This is a genomic window from Arenicella xantha (assembly GCF_003315245.1).
GTDB classification, from domain to species: domain Bacteria; phylum Pseudomonadota; class Gammaproteobacteria; order Arenicellales; family Arenicellaceae; genus Arenicella; species Arenicella xantha.
On record NZ_QNRT01000001.1, the window covers coordinates 497165 to 522181 of the forward strand.

The 25017-nt window shown below is 48.5% G+C and carries 24 protein-coding genes; 5 read left to right on the forward strand and 19 right to left on the reverse strand.

What is annotated here, in order from left to right; translation table 11 throughout:
- Window positions 1-40 precede the first annotated feature (40 nt).
- The 9 genes from DFR28_RS02120 to DFR28_RS02160 all read right to left on the reverse strand — a co-directional run bounded on the left by DFR28_RS02120 (window position 41) and on the right by DFR28_RS02160 (window position 11477).
- A complete protein-coding gene (locus DFR28_RS02120; RefSeq protein WP_113952650.1) occupies window positions 41-463 on the reverse strand; it encodes a hypothetical protein in 423 nt (140 codons plus the stop codon).
- 10 nt (window positions 464-473) lie between these two features.
- Complete coding sequence (locus tag DFR28_RS02125) at window positions 474-2366, reverse strand: DUF885 domain-containing protein (RefSeq protein ID WP_113952651.1); 1893 nt, start codon at window positions 2364-2366, stop codon at window positions 474-476.
- Window positions 2367-2455: 89 nt separating this feature from the next.
- Window positions 2456-3802 (reverse strand): DUF4013 domain-containing protein, encoded by a 1347-nt coding sequence (locus DFR28_RS02130; protein ID WP_147250904.1) that lies wholly within the window; start codon window positions 3800-3802, stop codon window positions 2456-2458.
- On the reverse strand, window positions 3799-5241 hold the full coding sequence (locus DFR28_RS02135; protein WP_113952653.1) for a rhomboid family intramembrane serine protease: 1443 nt from the start codon (window positions 5239-5241) through the stop codon (window positions 3799-3801). The genes DFR28_RS02130 and DFR28_RS02135 overlap by 4 nt, the downstream gene beginning before the upstream one ends.
- A gap of 183 nt (window positions 5242-5424) precedes the next feature.
- Entirely contained in the window at window positions 5425-6483 is a 1059-nt protein-coding gene (locus DFR28_RS02140) for a Leu/Phe/Val dehydrogenase (protein ID WP_113952654.1), read from the reverse strand.
- 44 nt (window positions 6484-6527) lie between these two features.
- The gene (gene lpdA / locus DFR28_RS02145) at window positions 6528-7886 is read right to left on the reverse strand and encodes a dihydrolipoyl dehydrogenase (RefSeq protein ID WP_113952655.1); all 1359 of its coding nucleotides are present in this window, start codon (window positions 7884-7886) and stop codon (window positions 6528-6530) included.
- Window positions 7887-9224 (reverse strand): dihydrolipoamide acetyltransferase family protein, encoded by a 1338-nt coding sequence (locus DFR28_RS02150; RefSeq protein WP_113952656.1) that lies wholly within the window; start codon window positions 9222-9224, stop codon window positions 7887-7889.
- A gap of 3 nt (window positions 9225-9227) precedes the next feature.
- A complete protein-coding gene (locus tag DFR28_RS02155; protein WP_113952657.1) occupies window positions 9228-10241 on the reverse strand; it encodes an alpha-ketoacid dehydrogenase subunit beta in 1014 nt (337 codons plus the stop codon).
- 3 nt (window positions 10242-10244) lie between these two features.
- On the reverse strand, window positions 10245-11477 hold the full coding sequence (locus tag DFR28_RS02160; RefSeq protein ID WP_113952658.1) for a 3-methyl-2-oxobutanoate dehydrogenase (2-methylpropanoyl-transferring) subunit alpha: 1233 nt from the start codon (window positions 11475-11477) through the stop codon (window positions 10245-10247).
- A gap of 264 nt (window positions 11478-11741) precedes the next feature.
- Between DFR28_RS02160 and DFR28_RS02165 the strand changes: the two genes are divergently transcribed.
- Window positions 11742-12218 carry an Lrp/AsnC family transcriptional regulator gene (locus DFR28_RS02165; RefSeq protein ID WP_113952659.1) on the forward strand — a complete coding sequence of 159 codons (477 nt, stop codon included), beginning with the start codon at window positions 11742-11744 and terminating at the stop codon, window positions 12216-12218.
- A 29-nt stretch (window positions 12219-12247) separates the two neighbouring features.
- Here the strand turns inward: DFR28_RS02165 and panP are convergent, their stop codons facing one another.
- The 5 genes from panP to DFR28_RS02190 all read right to left on the reverse strand — a co-directional run bounded on the left by panP (window position 12248) and on the right by DFR28_RS02190 (window position 16968).
- Window positions 12248-13909 (reverse strand): pyridoxal-dependent aspartate 1-decarboxylase PanP, encoded by a 1662-nt coding sequence (gene panP, locus DFR28_RS02170; protein WP_245941723.1) that lies wholly within the window; start codon window positions 13907-13909, stop codon window positions 12248-12250.
- Window positions 13910-14038: 129 nt separating this feature from the next.
- Window positions 14039-14995 carry an alpha/beta fold hydrolase gene (locus DFR28_RS02175; RefSeq protein WP_113952660.1) on the reverse strand — a complete coding sequence of 319 codons (957 nt, stop codon included), beginning with the start codon at window positions 14993-14995 and terminating at the stop codon, window positions 14039-14041.
- On the reverse strand, window positions 14992-15696 hold the full coding sequence (locus tag DFR28_RS02180) for an SDR family NAD(P)-dependent oxidoreductase (RefSeq protein WP_211316814.1): 705 nt from the start codon (window positions 15694-15696) through the stop codon (window positions 14992-14994). The genes DFR28_RS02175 and DFR28_RS02180 overlap by 4 nt, the downstream gene beginning before the upstream one ends.
- Window positions 15696-16466, reverse strand: a complete 771-nt coding sequence (locus tag DFR28_RS02185) for a queuosine precursor transporter (protein WP_113952662.1) — start codon at window positions 16464-16466, stop codon at window positions 15696-15698. Before DFR28_RS02185 ends, DFR28_RS02180 begins: the two co-directional genes overlap by 1 nt.
- Complete coding sequence (locus DFR28_RS02190; RefSeq protein WP_113952663.1) at window positions 16459-16968, reverse strand: 6-pyruvoyl trahydropterin synthase family protein; 510 nt, start codon at window positions 16966-16968, stop codon at window positions 16459-16461. Before DFR28_RS02190 ends, DFR28_RS02185 begins: the two co-directional genes overlap by 8 nt.
- 271 nt (window positions 16969-17239) lie before the next feature.
- On the opposite strand from DFR28_RS02190, the gene DFR28_RS02195 reads away from it, so the two are divergent.
- Window positions 17240-18037, forward strand: a complete 798-nt coding sequence (locus DFR28_RS02195) for a hypothetical protein (protein ID WP_113952664.1) — start codon at window positions 17240-17242, stop codon at window positions 18035-18037.
- 101 nt (window positions 18038-18138) lie between these two features.
- On the opposite strand, the gene DFR28_RS02200 is transcribed toward DFR28_RS02195, so the two are convergent.
- From DFR28_RS02200 to DFR28_RS02210, 3 genes are all read right to left on the reverse strand, one after another.
- Entirely contained in the window at window positions 18139-18780 is a 642-nt protein-coding gene (locus tag DFR28_RS02200) for a L,D-transpeptidase family protein (protein ID WP_211316815.1), read from the reverse strand.
- Between the two features lie 244 nt (window positions 18781-19024).
- Window positions 19025-19468: an MAPEG family protein gene (locus tag DFR28_RS02205; RefSeq protein WP_211316816.1), complete on the reverse strand. Its 444-nt coding sequence runs from the start codon at window positions 19466-19468 to the stop codon at window positions 19025-19027.
- Window positions 19469-19522: 54 nt separating this feature from the next.
- Complete coding sequence (locus DFR28_RS02210) at window positions 19523-20194, reverse strand: hypothetical protein (protein WP_147250905.1); 672 nt, start codon at window positions 20192-20194, stop codon at window positions 19523-19525.
- A gap of 134 nt (window positions 20195-20328) precedes the next feature.
- Here DFR28_RS02210 and DFR28_RS02215 point away from each other — a divergent pair, with 134 nt between their 5' ends.
- A complete protein-coding gene (locus DFR28_RS02215) occupies window positions 20329-22107 on the forward strand; it encodes an ABC transporter transmembrane domain-containing protein (protein ID WP_113952666.1) in 1779 nt (592 codons plus the stop codon).
- 88 nt (window positions 22108-22195) lie between these two features.
- Here DFR28_RS02215 and DFR28_RS02220 read toward each other — a convergent pair whose 3' ends face one another.
- Window positions 22196-22495: a YciI family protein gene (locus DFR28_RS02220; protein WP_113952667.1), complete on the reverse strand. Its 300-nt coding sequence runs from the start codon at window positions 22493-22495 to the stop codon at window positions 22196-22198.
- A 2-nt stretch (window positions 22496-22497) separates the two neighbouring features.
- On the reverse strand, window positions 22498-22743 hold the full coding sequence (locus tag DFR28_RS02225) for a hypothetical protein (RefSeq protein ID WP_113952668.1): 246 nt from the start codon (window positions 22741-22743) through the stop codon (window positions 22498-22500).
- 355 nt (window positions 22744-23098) lie between these two features.
- On the opposite strand from DFR28_RS02225, the gene DFR28_RS02230 reads away from it, so the two are divergent.
- Both DFR28_RS02230 and DFR28_RS02235 read left to right on the forward strand, forming a co-directional pair.
- Window positions 23099-24022, forward strand: coding sequence for an MBL fold metallo-hydrolase (locus DFR28_RS02230; protein WP_113952669.1), 924 nt, complete (start codon window positions 23099-23101; stop codon window positions 24020-24022).
- 69 nt (window positions 24023-24091) lie between these two features.
- Window positions 24092-24868, forward strand: coding sequence for an HAD family hydrolase (locus DFR28_RS02235; protein WP_113952670.1), 777 nt, complete (start codon window positions 24092-24094; stop codon window positions 24866-24868).
- Window positions 24869-25017 lie beyond the last annotated feature (149 nt).

Consider the following 25017-nt stretch of genomic DNA (forward strand, 5'->3'; position numbering starts at 1 on the left):
ATTGAAATACGATGAAGAGCTTAATTTTTGCCGTAGAGATTCAACTATCGTCTGGGCAACCAGAACCAGTTTGCTGACCCGAGCTGTCGGTAAATTGACTCCAGTGAACCCACCCATTTGGGCACAAAAAGCCCCACTCGCGCTCTTTGGGAAATGTAAAAAATAGCGTAAATGCGACCTTACTCTTCAGCTTCAAGCGATGTGCGTATTCGGCTTTTCGGTATTTTGGAAAGAGTGGCCAGAGCCGGCGTTCACCAGACTCTGTCACTTCATATAGACTGCCCCACAATACAATCCCAATCGACTTCCAGGGATGGTCATGCAGGGCCCGATCATCATCGCTACCGTCGTAGCGATGCAAATACAAATTGTGGCGACCCGGTTTACGACGCAAATGCCAGCGCCGCATATAACGCTCGCCGATCATTTCATCGGGCGAGCGCCATGTGAAATTTATCGCCACAAATTGCCGCCTAGCTCGCTTTAGTTGCTGCGATCCAGCTTTTAACTTGACGCTCCAACATACTCAATGGCAAGGCTCCACCACCTAAGATAGTGTCGTGAAACGCCTTAATATCAAATTTGTCACCAAGCTCATCTTGAGCCATTTTGCGCAGTCGCTGGATATCAATCATGCCGATCTTGTAGGCGGTGGCTTGGCCTGGAATGACTAAATAGCGGCGAACTTCGGTTTCAATTGTTTCTAACGGAGCTGGCGAGTTAGCAGAGAAAAAATCCACAGCTTGTTGCTGAGTCCATTTCTTATGGTGCATTCCAGTATCCACAACCAAACGGATAGCACGCCAAATCTCACTGCCTAAACGTCCAAAATCAGAGCCCAAGGTAGTAAATGTGTTTGGCATTTCTTTCGCCAAAGCTTCACTGTATAGCGCCCAACCCTCAATATATGCCGTACTACCAGCCTGAGTTCGGAACGTAGGAATTCCTTCAAGCTCTTGCGCAATTGAGATTTGCATATGATGACCCGGTAAGCCTTCGTGATACGCAATCACTTCAAGTTCATTCTTTGGCATCGCCTTCATATCTGAAAGATGCGCGTAATAAACACCGGGGCGAGAACCATCGGGAGTGCCTGGGTAGTAGTGTTGTGGTGCACCATCTTGCTCGCGGAAGGCCTCTACTCGCTTAACCACCATGTCGGCTTTAGGTAGAACACCGAAGTAATTCGGTAATTCTTGCTTGATAATATCGAGCGCCGCTGTGGCGTCATCGATATAAGCTTGGCGACCTTCATCGGTATTCGGATAGTAGAATTTCTCGTCATCTTTACTGTCACGAATATAAGCAAAGTACTCTTGCAGCGTGCCAGTGAAACCATCTTTTTCTTTGATCTCTTCCATCTGAGCGCGAATGCGCTTTACTTCAGCCAGACCAAGTTCATGGATCTCGTCTGCCGTCATATCGGTGGTGGTAATACTCTTCAAGCGATACTCGTAGTAAGCTGCGCCATCCGGTAAGGCATGTACTCCTTGAGCTTGTTCGCTGGTGTTACTAATGTCGTCATTCAAAAACGTAATCAAATTTTGATAGGCGGTTCCGAAGTCATCCTTCATCGCTTTGCTAGCTGCTACAACTAAACTATCAGCTTGCTCCTGCGTAATCGTCTCAGCCTCAACCAACGCGGCGACCTTAGACTTGGCGTCAGCCAATAGCGACGAGTCATCAGTGCTGTCATCAAATGGCGCTCCAGTAATGATTGCTTGCGCTTCTTTGGCCACAATTTCATACGCAAAACGAGGCGAACGAACGCCTTCACTAGCCGCCAACTTCGCTTGTTCAATCAACTCGTTTATTACCACGCCGATACCGGACAAACGAGACACGTAATCTTTCATATCCTGTTCGCTCTCAACCTTATGAAAACTCATCATCAAGGTTGGGAAAAACGAGTGTGAGCCATTCATTTGTTCAAATACATAGCCACGACGCATAAACGGCTTACCATCAAGAGCCATTTGATATTGGTGCGCCCACAAGTCGTAAGAGAGCTTGCCATCGTCGGTAAGTTTTGCGTAATCAAACGTAGACTTCATTTCTTCGACGGTCTTGCCCTTCCATTCAATTTGTTCTAATTGTGCGGCCTCGCTAACGTCGTCGATCTCACCATAGCGTTCTTTGCGTCCCTGGAACGTCAGACCGATAGGGCTCATCATCAGTTCCTCTTCGTACTTTACCTCAAACCATTCGTTCAATTTTTCGGTTTCGGATTTCTGCTCTGCAACTGGTTCTGCGGCAGTTGGTGCGGCGGCCTCTGCTGTCTCAGCAACCGAAGAATCTGTGGCCGGTTGATTTCCACATGACGCTATAAACAAACAAGCGAGTAAAGCTAATAATAAGTGACGCATAAATTCCTCGAGTCAAAGTGTGATCATTAAGATGTTTTTTATTTAAAACCTAGATAGATGATATAGGTTGAACAAAGTGTCTAGCAAGTTTAGGTTGCGCTATTACGCATTTCAAAAATTTTCTGGAACAACTGAGCGTTTTTTTCCTTACCGGGGATCTTGCGGTAACTTTTAGCTAGAAGTGTGAGTGATTCATTGATTAACTCGTTTGGCGCGGTACGCGTATGAAATTGTTGCAGCATTTCTACCACATAGACATAACGCCCCACCTCGAACAGCGCCCGAGCAATAGCAATACAACGTTCATTATCGTCAATACGATAATCGCGGATACGTTTTTTAAGCTCCACGTAACTATCGGCAATGGTTTCGTACTGCTCTAGCGAGAACAGGCGATCAAAATATTTAGGCGCAAACGCTTTTAGCTCTTTAAACGAAGTGCCCGTGCACATTAGTTTAAAGCATCGCGCCCATTGCCATTCCAAAGCCCTACCATTGGCCACTTGCTGCTTAGCAACGGTAATTGCGGCTGAGTATTCGCCAGCCTTCACCAATACTTCTAGTTTAGCATTCAGCCAGTCGGTATCAGACCGCAACTCATCGTTTGTCACAACCGCCATATTGTTAAAGCCGAGCCGGTAACGATTCTGGAAGACCAAATAACCCATAATGTGAAAGGCGACGATATTGTAGTAATTAGATATGACTGACTGCACGAAAAACTCGAACTTGCCAGGCTCTTCACTCCAGACCCACGATGACAAAATGCCCACTGACGATAACATCATCACCAAAAAAAGCAGCATCACAAAATAGGAACTGCCCGTGGCTAGCACGACCGAAAGCAAACGCGACGGATCAATTGCCGGTAAAAATTTCTCCTCAATGGCGAGCACTAAAATCGCCGCTGGCAACGTTACCGTAAAAAAGAACGTCGCTAAAATGCCAAACCCCGTGCCGAATGTGGCAAATATTTTCACCGTAGCCAGCGTCGCAACAAACATCACACCAAGCACGCTGAAAACAGGCGTCAGCGACCCTTCAAATGAAGCTTCAACAGATGGCGCACGCATATCACCAGTGGCGGTTTCTCGCAGACAAGCAAAACAGTAAAGCGACATCGCAATGCTGGGAAATAGACCTAATAAGCCGAAATTACTAAACAACGCCGACAACAACGCCGTGATTAGTATTACTGCGACCGAGGCCTTGCTTAAGGGGTATTGGTAGATTGCACCTAACCGTCGCCAAAACGGCTCAACGTCGGCAGCGGCTTGGAGAGTAAATAAGCTCCCTCCACAGACGAAACACGAATAGTCGGCCACATGACTAGTTCGAAGCGGCGATTCGTCGCTGCAGGCCGTACAGTAACTTTGATCGCAATGATCGCAACTGCGTATTGCCTGTTGAGTTGGATGGTAGACACAATGAGTCACGCAGCACCACCTTGCGAACCATATTGAGGACTCATTAGGTCGCGAGCCTGACGGTCAAACTGCTCACTCTTGTTGTGCTGCCCTAAAGCCTGAAAACACGAAGCCATACGTCTCGATAGAGTTGCTAGTTCGAGCGACCTTTCTTCATCTTGTGAAAGTTCTTGGTAGATCACTTCAGATATATCTTCGCGCCCAAGTTCCAGTGCAGCTATCAGTAAATCGGCCTTTTGTTCAAAACTAAGGTGCGACTTGTCTTTGAGTGACATTCGGTTCCAACGCTGCAGCTGCGCCGCCACTATACGGTGACTATTACCGTTCTGGCCGAGTCGTCGCAATAGATACTCATGCGCCTTTGCGCCGTTCAATGCCTTGACGATATTGAACTCAATATCGATTAGCTCGGGATCATGTGGGCGTTTTTGTTTGAGTGGCCGGAGTAACGCGTACGCTCGCTTAAACTCGCACCGGCCTAATTCATTATAAACACTCTGAAGGCCGGCTAAATAAGGGTCGACCGCTTCCTCAGCATTGTCTAAGTAGCGGTCATCGATGGCATCGTGTTGCACCGAGCGTGTTGCGTAAACCAACGCTGCGCCTGCTATAAAACCACCAACGTGCGCCAGATAAGCCACATTGCTGGCATCACCCGAAAACTGCATGATGAGTTCTTTGACGATATACGCCGGCAACATAATGATGGCCGCTGCACGGAAATACCCTGTGAATATAAACAGCCAGTAGAAGAATTCAATTTTACGCATGCCAAACAGCACCACGTACATTGCCATGACACCAGAAATAGATCCTGACGCACCAATTAAACTGGCGCTGTGTCCGCCTGAAGCCATTTCCACAACAGAAAATAACAAACCGGCACCGACCCCGGAGATTAGGTAAAACAATAAAAATCGCTTACTACCTAGCGCGGCTTCTACGGCAAATCCAGTGAGTAATAAGAACACCATATTGCCAATTAGGTGGTCGACACTACCGTGTAAAAACTGATGTGAGAAAAGAGTAACAATGCCGATGTCATTCGGATTGAGACCTAAGATCCGTGAGCTAATGGTGCCCGCAATTTTATTAACCTCAGCACGAAACCGTTCCCACTTGCCGCGATCTTTAAGCGGTATATAGCGTTTATAGTGCTCATCAAGAAATTCGGCAAACCCAGGGTCACTTGCCATCTGCCAGATAACGGTTTCATCCTCTTGATCTAGCTGATAGGCGGGGTCGCGTTTGCGCATATATGAGCGAAATGCGGAAAGCTCCAATTGCTGAAGGTTAAGTTCGTGATATAGAACCACCGCTTCCTCAGCACGCTCCATGTCACTACTTTGATAGAAAGCGAAAACCAAAATATTGATCAGCACCAAACCTATCAGTACCACGGGCGGTCGCTTCCAATCGATCCTCTTTTCGACCGGCACTACTATCATGTGGTAATTTCTTCCTAACTTGAATTATCAGATCACTCGAGCTCCCTCAAGCGCGTCAGGCGTGAATCTTAGCGTATGCCGACGATCACGTACAGCCAACAAATTAAAAACGGGGTAGCCTTGCCGGCAACCCCGTTTCTATGGCCCTTGCTCAGCAAAGGCTACACCTTATGAACTCAGCGTTTAAGCAGCATTATTCACTTTGGCATTTGGCTTGAATCGACGCTCTGCAATTTTCTCAGCCACATCGGCGGTGGTCATGTTGTCAGAGTCACTTTGCTCAAAAATACTTGTGAGTGTGTCACCGATCCCTTCAATTTTACTGCGACACTGTTCCATCGGCAGGTCTTTATATTGACGGTAAATCTCAATAATACCACCAGCATTAATCACGAAATCAGGAGCATACAAAACACCTTGATCCCGCAACATTTGCGCATGATACCCCTTAGCAAGCTGGTTATTAGCGCCACCGGCCACAATCGTTGCTTTCAATTGCGGTATCGAATCATCATTCAAAATCGCGCCCATGGCACACGGAGCGAACACATCAACGTCAGCTGAAATAATATCATTCACACCAACAATGGTGGCACCAAGCTCCTCAGCACGAGCTACGTTTTGTGGATTAATATCGCACGCTAAACACTCAGCACCGGCTTCGCGTAGCAATTTGATCAAATAACGACCAACCGATCCAGCACCTTGCACTGCCACGGTCGTGCCATTTAATGAGTCTCGCTTAAGCTGATATCTAACCGCAGATTGAATACCACAAAAAATTCCATAAGCAGTTAATGGTGACGGGTCGCCACCAAATTCTTGTGCATCGTTGACGCCCAACACATGCTTAGTTTCTGTGGCAATCTGTCGCAAGTCATCAACACAAGTACCCGAATCTTCAGCGGTGACATACATGCCGTTTAACGATTCAATGAACTCGCCCATTTTATGAAATAGCGCTGGCGACTTTTGTGTGGCTGGGTCACCGATAATAACCGCCTTACCACCGCCCATAGGCAATCCAGCTAAGGCCGACTTATAGGTCATGCCGCGACTAAGCCGCAACACATCTTCCAATGCCTGCTCCTCGTTCGCATATGGAAACATACGACAGCCACCAACGGCTGGGCCGAGCTTAGTATTGTGCACCGCAATAATGGCGCGTAAGCCACTCGCGGCATCATCGATAGTGGCAACGTGCTCGTGATTATCAAATGATGGGGATTGATTCGCATTCATTCTGCATATCCTCTAAATAATATATTTGGTTTATCTAGCCTTAGCTATATGTGGAGTGCTTTGCCAAGTGCCCGCAATGCGGCTTCTTGAAAGCCCTCGGATTGTGTGGGATGAGCGTGAATAGTCGCGCCGATATCTTGTAGTGTCGCGCCCATTTCAATCGCAAGCGAAAACGCTGCGGACATTTCAGCCACCCCAACACCAACGGCTTGGATCCCTAGCACCGCATCATCGGACGCACGAGCAACCACGCGTACAAATCCATCTTCGCGCTCGGTTGTCATCGCCCGGCCATTGGCCGCGAATGGGAATTCGGCAACCTTGGCATCTTGCAACTCATCTGGCAGCAGGCCACAGCTGACAATCTCAGGGTCGGTAAAACACACGGCAGGAATACAGCGCTTGTCCCAAACCACTTTATGGCCCGCGACTCGTTCGGCAACTAGTTCACCTTGCGCCATGGCTCGGTGCGCCAACATTGGTTCACCGGTCACGTCGCCAATCGCATAAATGCCACGCATCGAGGTTTGACAAGCATCATTGATCTCAATAAACGGCCCGTTCATAGACAAACTCAATTCATCAATACCAACCGACTCAGTCCGCGGACGACGCCCCACCGTAACCAGTACCTTCTCAGCCTGAATCACGCCTTTATCGGTATGTAGTTGACCATCTTTGAAGTTCTGCGCTTTGGTGCCGACCTGCACGTCGATACCAAGTGACTTGATATGCTCTAAGACCGGCTTGGTTAACGCGTCATCGTACTGCGGCAGAATCTTCTGGGTCGCTTCTACGATCGTCACTTTAGCGCCCAGCTTAGCAAAAGCGGTGCCAATTTCTAACCCAATATAGCCACCGCCAACCACCGCCAATGACGTTGGCACAGACTCTAGCGCTAAAGCTTCGGTCGATGACATTATGTCGCCTCCAAACGGCAACGACGGTATCTCGATCGGCGCGGAGCCGGTTGCAATGACAATATTTTCAGCGCGTATTGTGTGGTCTTCATCCGTACTGACTACATTGATTGTTTTGCCATCAACAAACTTAGCTTGCCCTTGAATACGCTTCACGCCGGCTTTTTTCATCAAACCTGCTACGCCTTGGTTCAGTCGCGTGACAATACCGTTTTTCCAGCTCACCGTTTGCGCAAGATCGATCTTAGGAGATTGCAGCGAAATACCCAAAGGCCCTTGGTTGGCGTGTAGCATTTTGTAGAACTCGTCGGACGCATGGATCAGTGCTTTGGACGGAATACAGCCGACATTCAAACAGGTTCCGCCGGGCGCCTGAGTATCAACGATCACCGTATCAATACCCAGTTGACCCGCTCGAATTGCACAGACATAACCACCGGGGCCAGCGCCAATAATCAACAACTTAGTTTTAATATCCGACATCTAGCTCTCCACAAACAACATTGCTGGCGATTCCAACAAGGTCTTTAGTTTTTGTACAAACACAGCAGCATCCCAACCATCCACCACGCGGTGGTCAAAGGAGCACGAAATGTTCATCATTTTGCACGGTTGGAACTGCTGCCCGTCCCACATCGGACGGATTTGCATTTTATTCACGCCAACAATCGCCACTTCCGGATGATTAATAATCGGTGTGGTTGCGATTGCGCCCATGGCGCCCAGCGAGGTAATCGTGATGGTGCCTCCCGTTAAATCTTCCAGACGAATGGTTCCCGCGCGGGCGGCATCCGCTAAGTCAGAAACTCGCTCCGCATTTTTCCATAGATTCGCGGCTTCGGCGTGCTGCACTACTGTCACATTAAGCCCATTATCGGTTTGTGTTGCGATACCAATATTGACCGCTCCGTATTGATGCACCACACCAGCTTCGTCATCAAACCGCGCATTGAGCTCAGGTTGATCTCTTACCGCTTCCACGATGGCGCGCATCAAAAACGGCAATATCGTTAATTTTGGGCGACTACCAGCATGTTTTTTATTGAGCGCTGCGCGTAGCTCTTCTAGCTCAGTCATGTCGATTTCTTCGACAATAGTGATATGCGGAATACGTGATTTCGAAAGCGACATCTTTTCTGCGATTTTGCGTCGCATGCCAATAACTTTCACTTCCTTAACGCTAGTATTCTTAACATGCGCACCGACTGACACCGGGCTTGCACCGCCCTCATCGATATAATTAGTTAAATCGTGATGGCTTATCCGACCGGCCGGGCCAGTGCCCAGAACCGAACGTAGATCAATCCCTTCTTCTTTAGCACGCGCACGTACCGACGGCGCCGCCAAGGGCTTATTCGCAGTGGCTTTAGCCGATGCCGGCGGACGCTTTGATGCGCCTTTTTTGGCATCAGTAACCCGCGCCTCGTCCGGTATATCTTTAGTCCTTGAGGGGACTTCTTCCGCTTGAACTTGCACTGAGGCCTGTAAAGCGACTTTGTGGTCCGCTCCATCGCTACTGGAAACTTCCGTAGAAGCACTTGTCGGAGTCGCTGATTCCATAACTTGATCGTTGCCTTCACCGGCAACTTCAAGCTGGATAAGCTTCTCCCCTATCGCGATCATGTCGCCGACCTCACCACCAAGCCAGGTCACAGTACCCGATACAGAGCTCGGCACTTCAACCGCCGCTTTGTCGGTCATCACCGCCGCCACTACGTCATCTTCATTGACGACATCGCCAACTTTGACATGCCATTCAACTAATTCCGCTTCGGCAATACCTTCACCAACGTCAGGCAATCTTATTGTGTATATTCCCATCGCTTAATCCTCCATCAACTGGTGCAGGGCGGCAACGACACGCGCTGGCCCAGGAAAATAATCCCACTCTTGCGCATGTGGGTATGGCGTATCCCAACCGGTTACTCGAATGACCGGTGACTCAAGGTGGTAAAAACAATGCTCTTGCACCTGTGCCATCAGCTCGGCTCCGAAGCCCCCAGTTTTAGTTGCTTCGTGCACTACTAAACAGCGACCGGTCTTTTGTACCGACTCGGTGATCGTATCTAGGTCCAGAGGCAATAACGTTCTTAGGTCGATAATCTCAGCATCAATACCGGCTTCATCGGCGGCGGCTTCGGCAACATAAACCATGGTGCCATAAGCTAAAATCGTAACCGCTTCACCAGCGCGGCGTACCGCAGCTTTACCGAGCGGAGTCACGTAATACCCGTCATCGACTTCGCCTAAATCATGTTTCTTCCAAGGCACAATTGGTTGGTCATGATGACCATCAAACGGACCATTATATAAACGCTTCGGTTCCAGAAAAATTACCGGATCAGGATCTTCAATCGCGGCCAATAGCAAGCCTTTTGCGTCTTGCGGGTTCGACGGCATCACCGTCTTCAGACCACTAACATGAGTAAAGAACGCTTCGGGTGACTGACTGTGAGTTTGACCCCCAAATATTCCACCGCCAGTAGGCATGCGAATAACCAATGGACAAGTAAAGTCACCAGCCGAACGGTATCGAAGTCGAGCCGCTTCTGACGCAATTTGGTCAATCGCAGGGTAAACATAGTCAGCAAATTGAATTTCGACTACCGGATGTAAACCGTAAGACGCCATGCCAACCGCCGCGCCAACGATGCCAAGCTCACTAATTGGCGCGTCAAAACAACGCGTTCTTCCGTACTTTTTCTGTAAGCCCGCCGTACAGCGGAATACGCCACCAAAATAGCCAACGTCTTCACCGAAGACGACGACTCGTTCATCGCGCTCCATTGCCACATCGTGGGCATCGCGAATCGCTTCAATCATTGTCATACGTGTCATGATCTAGTACCCCGCTTCCTGACGTTGACGCACTAAGTGCGGTGGCATGGTTTCGTATACACCTTCAAACATATCGCGTGGTGAGGGTAGCTTTCCAGACCCTAGGGTACCGTTCGCTTCTGCTTCTTTTTGGGCGGCCACTACCGAGGCGCGAATTTCCTGTTCAGCGTCAGCATGTTGCTCGTCAGACCAAGCGCCGACTCGAATTAAGTGCGTTTTCAATCGTTCTATTGGGTCACCTAACGGCCACGCAGCGCTTTCTTCTTTAGCTCGATAGGCTGACGGATCATCTGACGACGAATGCCCACCGGCGCGGTAGGTAACATGCTCGATCAGCGTTGGACCATGACCAGCACGCGCACGTTCTGAGGCCCATTTAGCCACAGCATGCACCGCCAAATAGTCATTGCCATCGACGCGAACCGCCGGAATACCAAACCCATGACCACGCGCTGCAAACGTGCCAACATCACCGCGAGCGATACCTTGAAAGGTCGAAATCGCCCATTGGTTATTAACAATATTCAGCACCACTGGAGCATGATAAGTAGAAGCAAAAACCAATGCTGCATGAAAATCACTTTCCGCCGTAGACCCGTCACCTATCCAGCCAGTAGCGATTCGCGTATCACCCGATATAGCCGATGCCATCGCCCATCCTACAGACTGCATAAACTGAGTTCCTAAGTTGCCGGAGATACTGAAAAAACCATGTTCTTTTGACGAGTACATGATTGGCAACTGACGCCCGTGTAAGGGGTCCATCGCATTCGAGTAGATCTGATTCATCATCTCGACCATCGGATACCCGCCGGCTATTAACAAGCCAGCTTGACGGTAAGTTGGGAAATTCATATCGCCCTTTTCTAAGGCCATTCGAAAAGCACAACTAACCGCCTCTTCACCTAAATGCTGAATATAGAAACTGGTTTTCCCTTGACGCTGCGCAGTCATCATTCGCTCATCAAAAATACGCAGAGTCAACATATGGCGTAGCCCGTCAATCAACTCGTCGCTCGACAAGGTGCCAGCCCATGGACCGACCGCTTCGCCGTCTTCGTTGAGCACACGAATAATTGAAAATGCCATGTCTCGGATTGTGTTTGGATCGACATCGACATCTGGCTTAGCGACTGCGCCAGCTTTGGGAATAACAAAATCAGAAAAGTCAGGCTCATCCCCTGGACGGCAACCAGGTTCTGGCACCCTTAGGTGCAATGGGGCAATGGTACTCACATGAGTCTCCTTTTAAATGGCGAAATCGCGTAGTCATTAGCGCTGCGATCTCTGATTAGCACGTCAATTCTAACCGGACGTCCTGCGACTTCAGGTCAGCTATGAATTAGAGCTCGATCGGGGTATCGGTACGTCGATCCTCGACCTTAATTTTATTATTGGCGAATTATATCGATGAGTGAGTGCAAAAATTATGCTTTGCGAGTCGACTTTGCAAGCCGAGCAGTCTAAATTAGACCCAGATAGCCAAATTAACGAATAAATATGACCGAATTAAGCCTTCAAGACATTAAGATTCTAGAAATACTGCAAAACAACGCTGATCGCAGCTCTGCCGACATCGCTGAACAGCTGAATATGAGTCAATCACCTTGTTGGCGGCGCATTAACCGCTTAGAGCAAGAAGGCATTATTGAGAAAAAAGTCGCGATTATTAATCGTGAGGCAGTGGGGATGGATTTAGTTGCGTTTACGACAATTAATTTGAGCCAAGCTGGTCGACAAAATATGGAGATGTTTGAATCCGCGGTCGCCAAGTTAGACGAAGTAGTAGAGTGCTACACCATGACTGGAGCGTGGGATTACATGCTAAAAGTTGTGGTGAAAGACATTCGCCACTATGAAATATTTGTGCGTAATCAACTACTGGTCGAGGTGCCCAATATCGGCGAAATTCACTCACACATGGCGGTTACTGAAATTAAAAACACGACCGCTCTACCACTACAACGACAACTTTAGATTGCCACTACTACGTCACTTACTAACGCTTAAGACTCGAGCGGTATTTCTGCCAAAATTGCTTTAGTGCCCTCACGACCGGCCAATTCGACTTGCTCATCCAAGATGATTTGCAGTGTTTCGAGTGTCGTCATTGGATTCGCCATCACCACTCTGAACACCGACACCGGCTGGCCGCCGTAACGATGCTGCGAAAAACGTGTACGTGATACAAAAGTTTTACCCGCGGCACGCTGCTGTTTTTGCATACGTCGATTGGCGCGATCCAGTACGTCATTAATCACCTTTTGCGCCTCGGTATCAACAGCCGCCAACTTGGCTTGTACCGCCGCCGGCACGTATCGATAATTAAGTATGTTCAGTTCTGGGTCGGTAATCAGTTCGAAATCAGGATGCGCGGCAATCATACGAGCAAAAGTTTTAGCCTTCTGCACATTCTGATCAATAATTATTTCGTAGCCTTTGCGCCCAATAATATGAAATGCAGCGTGAACTAACATCGCCATTCCAGGACGACTGCCTTCAATTGAATATTGCCCTAGATCTTTTGACCCTGCGCGTAAAATATACTCAGCATGGTGCTCAACCGCTCCAAGTGCACTCGGGTTTTTAAACACCACCATGCCCGCGCCCATCGGCACATACAATTGCTTGTGCGCATCAATGGTCACCGAGTCAGCCAACTCAATGCCCTTTAAAATATGTTTATAGGTGTTCGACAACAAGGTCGGCCCGCCCCACGCCGCATCGACATGAAAATGGGTGCCAAACTCTTGGGCTACTGCCGCCATCTCGGTCAACGGGTCGACTTGACCGGTTTCAGTGGCACCAGCAATACCCACAATAGATACAATTCCAGTGCCGTTAGCTGTTAGCTCAGCACACGTAGCACGCAACGCGTCAAGACTGATTTTCGACGAGGCATCGGTTGGCACTGAAATAACGTTGTTCCGACCTATGCCGAGCACATCAGCGGCTTTACTTAACGAGTAGTGCCCGCGTTCTGACACAACGATTGCGAGTCGGTCATAATTGGCATGCGCCATCGCCGCGGCAATACCCTCTTTTGCGAGCCCCTGAAAACCTTCTGTCGGGCGAAACATTCGATTTCTAGCAACCCATAGCGCGGTGATATTTGCAGTAGTTCCGCCCGAACAAAACGAACCTAATGCTCGTTCACTATTGTGTAAATTCTCAGCGTAGAACTCATCACTCTGCTCGTACACCATGCCATGCAGCATTCCCAGCACTTGCCTTTCTAGTGGTGTGAACGCTTTAGAGGTTTCAATTTTGACTAGATTTTGATTTAACGCCACCATGATGCGCGACAACGGCAACATAAAGTAAGGCAGTGGTGTCGCCATGTGACCAATAAAGCCTGGCGCGGCCGTATGCACCGATTGCGCAACCAGCTTCTCTAGCACAAAATCAGTGTAGTCAGAAACAAACTGTGGCACTTCAGGAATTTGACTACCAGAAAAATCAGCTTCAATTGCTTTTAACGAGCGCTCCCGAGCAACAATACGATCAGTAAGAAAGCCCATCAGATTATCCGAAATTTCTTTATCAATAGCGCCCAACGTACTGTTAGGTGCTTCCGGAACCGTGAAGATACGGTACAGATTCTCTAAACTTGCCGTAGCAAGTGAATGGGAATCGAGAATATCGAGGTGGGCAGGTGTGTTTTTCACGTCGAACAATGATAACTCGTCAGGTCAGCTGTCTCAGCATTGAGGTTAGAATTCGAGTGCCTTTTGACACACAAGAATTCGATTATACGGTGTTGCTGTGAGTCCGACAAACACCTTAGAAGCACAATTCTAAACGCGGAATGATGATAAATCACCAAAGAACTGACTAACCGTGTCAAGCCACAGCGCCGGACTCCCGAGCTGGCAGAAATGTCCGGCACTCGGCATGATTGACAAACTTGCCGATGGGCAGATCTGCGCCTGTAGGTAATGCGCCATTTCAACTCTGGCTACCTGGTCTGCATCGCCCCAACATATATGTATCGGTACGTCGCCATCAAGCAACTTCAATGCTGGTAGCCAACGTGTCGACTCAAAACGTTTACGATCATTAAGATAACGTATCAAGTGATGATTTTTTTGGTGACCGTTTTGCAGCGTGCAACCTTGCCACAATAATTGAATATCTTGTTCGCTCAAGCCACCGGGGGAACCAATGCCGACACCATGCCCACTCAACACAGTCTGACGAAATACTGCATACCTTGCCTGCGAACTCACAAGCGGACCGACCGCTTTATTCAACAAGAGTTTTTGCATCAATCGGAGTTTCGCCAATTTCAGTACCATGCTGCCATTGGTAAAAGTAATACTCTTTAGGCCATCACTAAAGCTCGCTGGCAACTGGCGGTTCACATGCCGCGCCACCAACTCAGTCAGCACGCTAGTACCCATGTCGTGACTCAGTACATGACCTCCGCGCACACCCAATTGCTGCCAAACTTGCAATACCGAGTCAGCTTGAGGCACCAGTGAGTAACTGTATTCCGCACCTGGCTTATCGCTAAAGCCATATCCGGGCATATCGAGTAGCACGATCCGCGCAAACGTATTGCGGAGACCATCAACAACCTTATTAAATGAAAAAGATGACTCAGGAAAGCCATGCAATAGCAGCAGCGTATCATCAGAACTGGCACCAGAGTCACCAAGGTCGAGTGCAAAAACGTGTAATGCTAACGGCTTAACTGAATAGAAGCTTCCTCTTGCACGCCAAGCCTCAAGCGCTGGATCGAGCTTACTCACACTTCTATTTGCCCTAGATTTGCATCAATAATGGCACCATTGAGCACGGGATTTTGGCTTGCAAACCAAATTGTTTCAGCAATCTCCTCGGGTTGGGCCAAACGCTTGTGTGCGATACCCGCGGTGATTTGTTGGTATACCTCTGGATGTGCCCCTAAATGCTCTTTCAACATCTCGGTTTCGGTAAAACCTGGGCAAACCGCAGCCGTATGAATTAGAGTCCCAGCAAGATCTTGACAGGTTGCACGCATCTGGCCAATTGCCGCGTGTTTCGACACAACGTAAGCATGTGTATTCGCGACCGCTTTCCGACCCAAGGTAGAGCTAATATAAATAATAGATGAACCCGTTTTCATCCGAGGTATTAACAGGCGATTCAAGGCCGCTGGCGCCACTACATTTAGCTCCATCACGCGTCGTAAGGTCTCACTCTCTAACGTTTGAACCGTCTCCTTAGTCATCATCGCCGCATTGTGCACTAACACCAGTTTTTCAGGCTCGCCAACCAAGTCTAGCAGCGCGTCAGTATGCTGCTGCTCCCAATTTGGGTCCAACAAGTCTACCGATAAATTACTGACCTCCGGCAACTCGCAGGGCGAGCGAGACAGGTTGATGACACGAAACCCTGCTTGAAGATAGCGCTTGGCGGTCGCCCAACCAATGCCTTTGCTCGCACCGCTAATAACTAGAACCTGGTTCATCATATTTCTCCTGAGGGCTGCTTATTTAAGCCCAAATAGGGCCTTAGAACGTGGACTAATCCATAGATTATCGGAGTATCCGCTAAGGCTGAACACAACTTAAATAGATAATTGCTTAGCATCAGGCCAAGCACCGCCTGCCACGCCATGTCACCAGCAACAATGGCAGCGCCAAACGTAACTAAGATCACGGTGACCGAATCAACGCCTTGACTGACAATGGTACTGCCATTGTTGCGCAACCAAAGATGTTTGCCTTTGGTTTTTTGTTTGATCCAATGAAACAGAAAGACATCGACATATTGCGCCAGTATATACGCCACCATTGAGGCCAGAACAGCACCAGCCGTGGTCGCATAGATAAGCGCAAACAACTCAACGTCGCCGCGCACGCTAGTGCCGTTTGGTAAGCCAACATCATCCGCCAGCGGCAATGTCTGCCAAGGCGCTTGCACCGCAACATCGACCGCCGGCAAAGCGTTACCTAGCCACATCACCGCAAGAATAAATATATTCAGGACCAAGCCGACTGTAACCATGAAATTGGCACGAGCGCGACCATAAAGCTCAGAAATCAAGTCAGTGCAAAGGAATGTCAGCGGGTAAGCAAGTACACCAACCGCCAGCTGCATCGGCCCCACTTGCACAAAACGCGTAATGCCGATGACATTCAGCAAGGTCATCGCACACAGAAAAAAACCCGCTAATACCAGAAAAACTCGTTCGCGTCGTTCCTGCAGTAGTGAATCCGAAATAGCGAACTCAGACATCATTGGCCTCCGCCAAACGGTCCCAACGAGCAATGCCCCATTGATCCGGTCCAGACGAGACTCGCACCTCAAAGCGGTAAATCTTCAACTCTTCTAAGCGCTCACGGTCGTCAGTTAAAAGCTTGAGAAAATAGTTGGCCAGCTCTTCAATCGTAATGTTCTTAACCGGCAATAACAGCGTATCTGTTTTTAACAACGGTTGGGTTCGGTGGTTATGCGTGACAAAGTAGAATTCTTCGTCTTCACTTATCTGCAGATACGGCGAATGATCGGCAATCAAGGTGTATTCATCATATTGATGGCATAAGTCCTTGAGGATCTTCTTATATATCGCGTAATCAAAACACAGGCCATTGGCATCGATTTCACCCGTTATTTCTACGCCTAGACGCCAATTGTGTCCGTGCAATCGCTCACGCTCAGTGGCTGAAAAGATGGTGAAATGCGCCGCTGAGAAATGTAGATACTGTTTACGTATCTCGATAGATGAAAGTCTAGGCATGAATAATAAAGGTTACGTTTAGTCTCGCAGTTCAAAGGCTTCATCAGCGAACTGTTTGCGCCGAATCGGGTTTCTATGTTCCAATAAAATACTATAGTGCTGAGTAAATGGCTAAGTAAGCGGCTGACCATTCAGCCCGCATGAAACAAACGATAAGTGTAGCCTAATGCGGCGTGAGAGGATTGTCACATTTTTGCACTAATATTTCGTGATGTGCAACGCTAACTTCGTAACCGCACGCATAACTATATTAATTTTTTTGGAGCCCCATATGAAAAACCTGATGATTGTTTTATCAACACTCGTTGCAATCGCGCTAGTCTCGTTCAAACCCGCTAACGCGCAAGTCGATTTTAATCTACTGGCATCAACCCCATCCGGCAGCTGGCAATTACGCGAGGACACAGAGACCGATGCTAAAGGCCGACAAACTGGTTCCAGCATTAGAACCTCTATGCTAGAGCGTGAAGTGCGTGATGGCAAAGCATATTATTGGATTGAGGTAGCCATGGATTCTTACAAAATTTCAAAAAAGGGCAAGCGTAAACCCCAAGGCGACCGCGCAATAATTAAGACTCTCATTCCAGAATCCACGCTCAAAGCCGATCCAGCCAACGTACTCAACAACCTTCGTGGCTTTGGTGTAGAAACCATTGTTCAAAGCGGTAACGAAGCGCCAATGCGTATGGGCGATACTGACGGCATGATGGCCGGCGTGATGAAAGCATTCAACACCGAAATTGAATTTGATTTCGAATCACTTGGCAATGAATCGGTCACTGTCCCTGCCGGCGACTTTAGTGCTCAGAAAATTCGCGGCCAAGGCAGTGTGAGCATGAAGGTTATGTTCAAAAAAATTAATGTCGAAAGTGACAACACCTCATGGTTGTCGACCAAAGTACCGTTTGGAACCGTCAAGGTTGATGGCACCACAACTACTAACGGCAAGGAAAGCCGGTATGAGTCGCAGTTAGTTGAGTTCGGTATGAACGGAGCAAAGTCAGAAATCACCGCTGAACCCAAAGACATGCCCGAAATGCCTAAACTAGGTGATTTGTTTGGTGGCTAATTAACCGCTTAATTTTAGCCTTTGATAAGACGTTTACCTGCGATCAAGACACGGAAGTCTTGATCAGTGTAACGCGATACATATTATTGCACGAGTACCCTCTAAGCTCGATCGAAACCCTCAGTCAGCTGCGCATAATGCAGCTCAATATCACGATACAACTCAGGAACCCAAGTGGGCGCATCCGCGGGGCTAACCAGCTGACCACGTGCCGGATTGCTAGGCGCAATAATCACTTGGGTATTGGTTAGACCGACCGCATTCACCAACGTGAATAAGCGCTCAATCACCTCATCTCCCATCGCCAAACACCCAATTGAACGCGCTCGTCCATGAATGAAAATATTGCTACCAGGCTCGGTTCTACCTTCTATTTTTGCATGCTTTAAATCGAACTGATTAGGATAATCTAGCTTCATCGATAAATGATAGCTGCTGTTCGGATTTAAACCGCTAATTCGGTACATGCCTTCAGGAACCTGTCGATCACCTTCGCGAAGTTTTGGGCCCAGCTTACCACTGGCCGCAAGCACGGGATACGACACAATCAGTTGATACTGAACATCATCATTCGCGGCCCATAGGTGCATTAACCGCTCGTCCTTGAAGGTGATTAACGCCAACTTAGTTGGTGGGTATTGAATACCCGCCTGGCTAAACAACGGTCGCATCTCGCTGTCGGTAGTAGCAGAATACTTCTCCAGCACCTGACTCACGGTTTGCTTGCCTTGAATTTTAATCACAACCGGGTACCACAACGATCGACCAAAATAATAAACAGCTGACACACTGAGCACACACAACAACAAGGCAATAACAGCTAGCTGTTTAGCACCGCTCACAACAAAACCCTGAAATAAAATAACACTGGTGTAGATCCCCTTGCTGACAGCCTTAAACAATGATTAAGCGAGCAACGCTCGGAAAACCGTTCAATTCAAGCCTTTCAACCATAACGTCGAGTAGGCTTGATCTAGATTGAACAATTCAGGTTAGGAAAACCATTCCGGCGTTATACGTAAGTACCAACAACGGCACGTTAGAGAGCATGAAAATAGCAAAACGGACCTCGACCTTGTTGGTCAACGACTGAATTAGGCTATGCAAAATACGCAGCGCCACATAGCCCCAGGCAAAATACAGATTAATTCCGCTGCCTTCACCGATAACCGCCAACGAAATAGCCAGCGCGTAGAACAATGTCGGCTGCTCCATTAAATGATTATAGTTGTCGGCCTTCCAACGAACCTTGGCGGGTAAGGTTGCCATTTGCTGACCACGCGGAGCATGTGAATCTAATTCCATGTTCACTGCAAGAATCGCTGGAATACGTGTTACGTACATCCATACCCACATAATCATCGACCACGCGACCAAGGCAACTACTGGTCCTATTATTGCCATATCCGGTATAGCCATATCTGGCGTCATATCAATGTCTCCTAATTTAACGATATTTATAAGGGTAAGCGTCGAAAACGCTGGCTAATTTGATGCGGCGGCGGCTATTGGTTCGCGCTGAATTAATGAAAACTCGACCAATATCGCCGACTCAATATTTTGAAAGCGTGCCGAATCCATAGCAACCTGCAGTCGCACACGGTCGGAAAACTGCCCGACTACTTGACGAAAACGAGTATTACTCACTTCATCCACTTGCCACTCGGTTAATTCCGAAATGGTAGTCGGGCCACAATTAATAAACGTGCCATACACAACGCGGTAATCTCGCAGGTTCTCGGTATCGCGGATTTCGAGGCGCCCACAATCTAGCACTGAATTTTGCTTTAACGCAGTTGGCTTAGTAAGCCAACTAGATGCGAGGTTGTCACCAACAACTAATTCACCTTTGGTGAATCGTCGTAATGACCCGATCGTATGGTTATCAATATTCGAAACTAAATCTGATGCAGCAAAAAAGCTTACCGAGTTCGGCTGACTATAACTGAGCGACACACCAGCATTCGGTAGGTCGCTTGCCAGATAAACGTATTCACCCTTATTCGGGCCGTCCGAAAAACTGATTGTCACACGTTCGGTTAACACTGGATCAGACTCAACATCAAGCACCGGCGCATCCGAACAAGCAGATAAAGCCAGCAGCATTAACCCAACGGCTAAGCCAATTAAAGAATGGTTCAACAAATACTTTTTCATGACAACATTATCACTCAAGGTGTGGCGCAAACAATAGCAATTGAATAAAACGTAATTGTAACCATGTATGAGATAAGCCATGTAATTATAAACCTACCGATTCAGCCCTAGCCTGACCCGTGAGCCACTCATCTATGAAGAACAATACTTACACCGTCCTAAGCAAACTCGCGGTATTTCTTTCACACTACAAGGCAACGCTGGTCGGCGCTGGGCTAGCCCTCATGTTCACCGCCGGCGTCACACTGGCGATGGGCCAAGGTGTCAAGCTTCTGATTGATGATGGCTTTGTAGCTGGCTCGCCTGACAAATTAAATGGGGCCGCTATTTTCATCATCGGAGTCGCCGTGTTGATGTCGATTGGCACCTACATTCGATTTTACTTGGTTTCATGGTTAGGCGAGCGCGTCTCTGCAGACATTCGTCAAGCGGTCTTTGACCACCTCCTGACCCTGCATCCGAGTTACTTTGAAGAAAATCGGAGCGGCGAAATCATGTCGCGACTCACCACCGACACCACGCTCCTTGAAACCGTAATCGGGTCATCCGCCTCCATGGCGTTGCGATCGTTGTTAACCTTTATCGGTGGCATGATTCTGCTACTCGTCACCAATTTAAAGCTAAGCGCGTTTGTATTGGCCGGCGTGCCTGTGGTGCTGTTGCCTATCATGTTGTTCGGCAGACGCGTACGTAACCTCTCGCGGCAAAGCCAAGAGTCAATCGCTGGCGTTGGCAGCTACGCTGGTGAAATAATCCAACAAATCAAAACCGTGCAAAGCTACACGCAAGAAGATAACGAAAAGCGCGCCTTTAACGCACACGTCGAAGGCGCATTTGCCGCAGCAAAGCGACGGATTCGTCAACGAGCACTGCTGATAGCTGTGGTGATATCGCTTATTTTTAGCGCTATTGCCGCCATGCTCTGGGTCGGCGGTAACGATGTAATCAGTGGTGCAATGTCTGCTGGTGAACTCGGAGCCTTTGTGTTCTACGCAATTATCGTGGCCGGCTCAGTCGCGACAATTTCCGAAGTAATTGGTGACGTACAACGAGCGGTTGGCGCCGCCGAACGGCTATTTGAGTTGCTGAGTATCAAAAGCCTCATTGTGGCCCCGGGCAAACCTCAGCCCGCCGCCCCGCTGGAAGCCGCTATTCACTTTGACCAGGTCAGTTTCTGTTACCCTTCGCGCCCCGATGAGGCCGCTCTCAGCGAACTCACTCTTGATATACCCGCTGGCCGTTCGCTAGCGCTAGTTGGACCTTCCGGGGCCGGTAAATCAACCTTATTTGAACTATTGCAGCGTTTTTACGACCCGAGTGCAGGTAAGATTTTGCTTGGCGGCCAGGACCTGAGAAGCTTTACTCCACAAGACCTTCGTGAGCAACTGGCGGTGGTGGCACAGACTCCAACGTTGTTCAGCGGTAGCGTGTTGCACAACATTCGATACGGCAACCCAAATGCTAGCGAAGCCGAAGTCATAGAAGCCGCCAAAGCAGCAAATGCGCACGACTTTATTGAACGATTACCAGAGGGTTATCAAAGCGACCTCGGTGAGCAAGGCGTGCGCCTTTCTGGAGGCCAAAAACAACGTGTTGCGATTGCCCGAGCGATTCTCAAAAACCCAAGAATTCTATTATTGGACGAGGCCACCTCAGCGCTCGACGCTGAAAGCGAATTCCGCGTGCAGCAAGCGCTCGACAATCTTATGCAAGGTCGCACGACTATTATCATCGCACACCGACTTGCAACAATTCGAAATGCCGATCAAATCGCCGTAATGCAAGACGGAAATATCGCCGCACTCGGCACACACAACGAATTATTAGACAGTTCGCCGCTGTATAAACGACTATCGGAGCTGCAGTTTCAAGAGAATAAAACCACGCAACCATCCATGGATAAAACGGCCTGACCTAGTAGCGCGGCAATCTGTCAGCCGCTTGCTTGAGTGACTTGTTTAGACGAACTTCAGCTCAAGCGGCAAGGTCGAAATCACGGGGCTATGGCAGTACTTTAAGGTAAGGCTTGACCAGCACGTTAGCGTAAACGCCATTGAGTTTATATGGATCTTGTTCAGCCCAAGTGATCGCTGATTCAAGCGAATCAAAGTCGGCCACGACTAGGCTACCGGAAAACCCAGCTTCACCTGGATCGATAGCATCAATCGCTGGATGCGGACCGGCAATCAATAGTCTGCCCGCGTCATTCAAGGCAGTCAAACGTGCCAAGTGCGCTGGACGATGGATTTTTCTCAGTGGCAAGCTGTCGGCCACGTCATCGGCAATAATGGCGTACCACATAACTAATGAAGCATCCCCGAGGCCACAGCGAGTTCTTGCTGCTCAACGCGCTCGATCTGAATATCACGATATCGTTCAATGCCCGCTTCAACCATCGACTGGGCGATATCCAAACGATCCATTGGCATTAGGTCTTGCACTTGGTCCGAAATATTAATCGTGACCAACGGCTGATCCGGATTGTCCGAATGCCGCAGCGCAATATCGCCATTGGCTAATTGCACGAGTTCAATTCTGGTTTCAGACATAATTTTCTCTAGTATTTTGTTCTAATTTTTTAAAACGAATGTTGTCAATCATAAAGTGTTGCTCAAGCCCCACAGTAGATGCCGATCATATCATAGCCAGATCAGCAGGACTGAACGGGGCAAAGCCTAAATTGCCGAGAAATTGAACACGAATTACTGGGGCGCAACTCAGTTCAAGCTCAATAAGCCGTTAACATAGTGCGAATTTCATGCCATTAAGTTCGGCTAGCAATAAGCTATTCAACTGGGGACAAATACGCGAGTGTAGATTTGTTCGGTCGCGTCTCTTGTTACATTTTCAGGTTCGTTTATAGTGTCGAGATCATAGAGTTCAAGTAGACCGAGGTAATCTTCGATGACATTCCTAAAACGAGCCGCAGGCTTAATCGTATTGCTTATTGCCGTCTTTGTCTGTTATGTCATCTGGAATGTACGTAGCTTTGAAGTCGAGCAACTCAGCGAAGACCTCTATGTCATTCGAGGCATTGGTGGCAACACCACCGTGCTCAAAACCGATCAAGGCACTGTAGTCATCGACAGCATGACTTTTCCGATGCAAGGAAAGTTGATTCGCAAACAAGCCGAAGAACTGACCGGCCGCGAAGTCGCGTTGCTTATTAACACCCATTACCACCTTGACCATACCCACGGCAACCCCGGCTTCGAACCCGGAACTGCGGTGGTTTCAACAGAACGCACCTTGTCACACCTAAAAGCCTTAGACGCCGATTTCTGGGATGGAGATGCCGCCCTATTGCTCCCCAATGACACCTTCTCAGACCGTAAGCAATTTGATCTTGGTAACAAAACCATCAGCGTCATCCATCCCGGTCGTGGCCATACCGACGGCGATTTAGTAGTGCTTCTAGAGCAGGAAAACACCATGGTGATGGGCGACTTATTCTTTAATAAACACTATCCCAACATTGATCTGGAAGCTGGCGGCTCGGTACAAGCTTGGCCAACGACCATTGAAAATGTGCTACCTGAAAATTTTGAACGTGTCATTCCCGGTCACGGTGACACCACCGACCGTCTTGGCTTACTTGGGTATCAACGCTTCATGAGTCAACTAGCGATGCTCGGGGAACTCGCAGCCAACAATGACACATCATTAGACGACATGGTGGCTGATCAAGCCCTCACTGCCGACGCCGGTTACACGGCCATTAAATTCGCCGGTATTCCAATAGGTTTAGACCGAAAATTCGTGTTACGCCGCGCTTGGGAAGAAGCCACCGGTAACGTAACTTTACGTAATCCGCCAGCCAGCAAATAAACATTATCATCAACTCACCTGCGGCATAATTTAATGTCGCAGCGCTTACGTTTCACGATGTAATTGCGCATGAGTGCTCGAATTAACCCAAACGCCGTAATTATTGTTGTGAATTCAGTCAAACCTAAAGCGATCTTTTTCGACCTCGACGAAACACTGATCGAAAATAAAATTCCTGTTCCCAAACTGTTTGCGCGAATGTACTTCGATTTCGAAACCAGTCTCGGCATTGAAAACCAAGCCGCGTTTTTCGAATCGCTACGCGCCAATGCCGCGAATCTTTGGGCGACAATGTTCGAACGAGATGAAGCTCCGGAAAGTCAATTCGTCGCGTGTTTCGCTACCAGTATCGCAGCGATCAATGCCGTGCCCGCAACTGAACAACACACGTTGGCACAAGCCATGTTCGACCGTTTTTTAGAGCTCAGTGCGAATAATGTGGTGTTTCACCATGATGCTTTGCAAACGCTGCAGGACTTGCAATCTCAAGGCTACATTACCGGAATCATCACCAATGGGATGGAGCGCGTGCAACTAGGTAAGATTAATAAGCTTGATCTCTATCATAAAGTTGACCACGTCATAGTCAGTGCTCAAGCCCGCGCCCACAAACCACATAAACCAGTGTTCGATCTCGCACTTACACGAGCCAATGTCGCGCCCCATCAAGCTTGGCAAATCGGCGACCATGCTTTAAATGATGTCGCTGGCGCCATTCGAGCCGGAATGAGTGGCGTATTCTATGACCCCTCGCAGCAACGGCGAGAGCGGGCTTTTGATGACATTCCAGAACGCCCCACACACATTATTTCATCGCTTAATGAAGTGCTATCACTAACCCAGTAGCTTCTCTCCATAGCGGCAATAACTGCTAACTCTCGAGAGCACTTGATGGCATCAACGATGGTCCATTTGCATTTTACAATTACGCAAAATTATCGACACTGAGCGGCTCACGCCCAGTTTCTTATAGAACTTGTGCTTTAGCTTAAAGG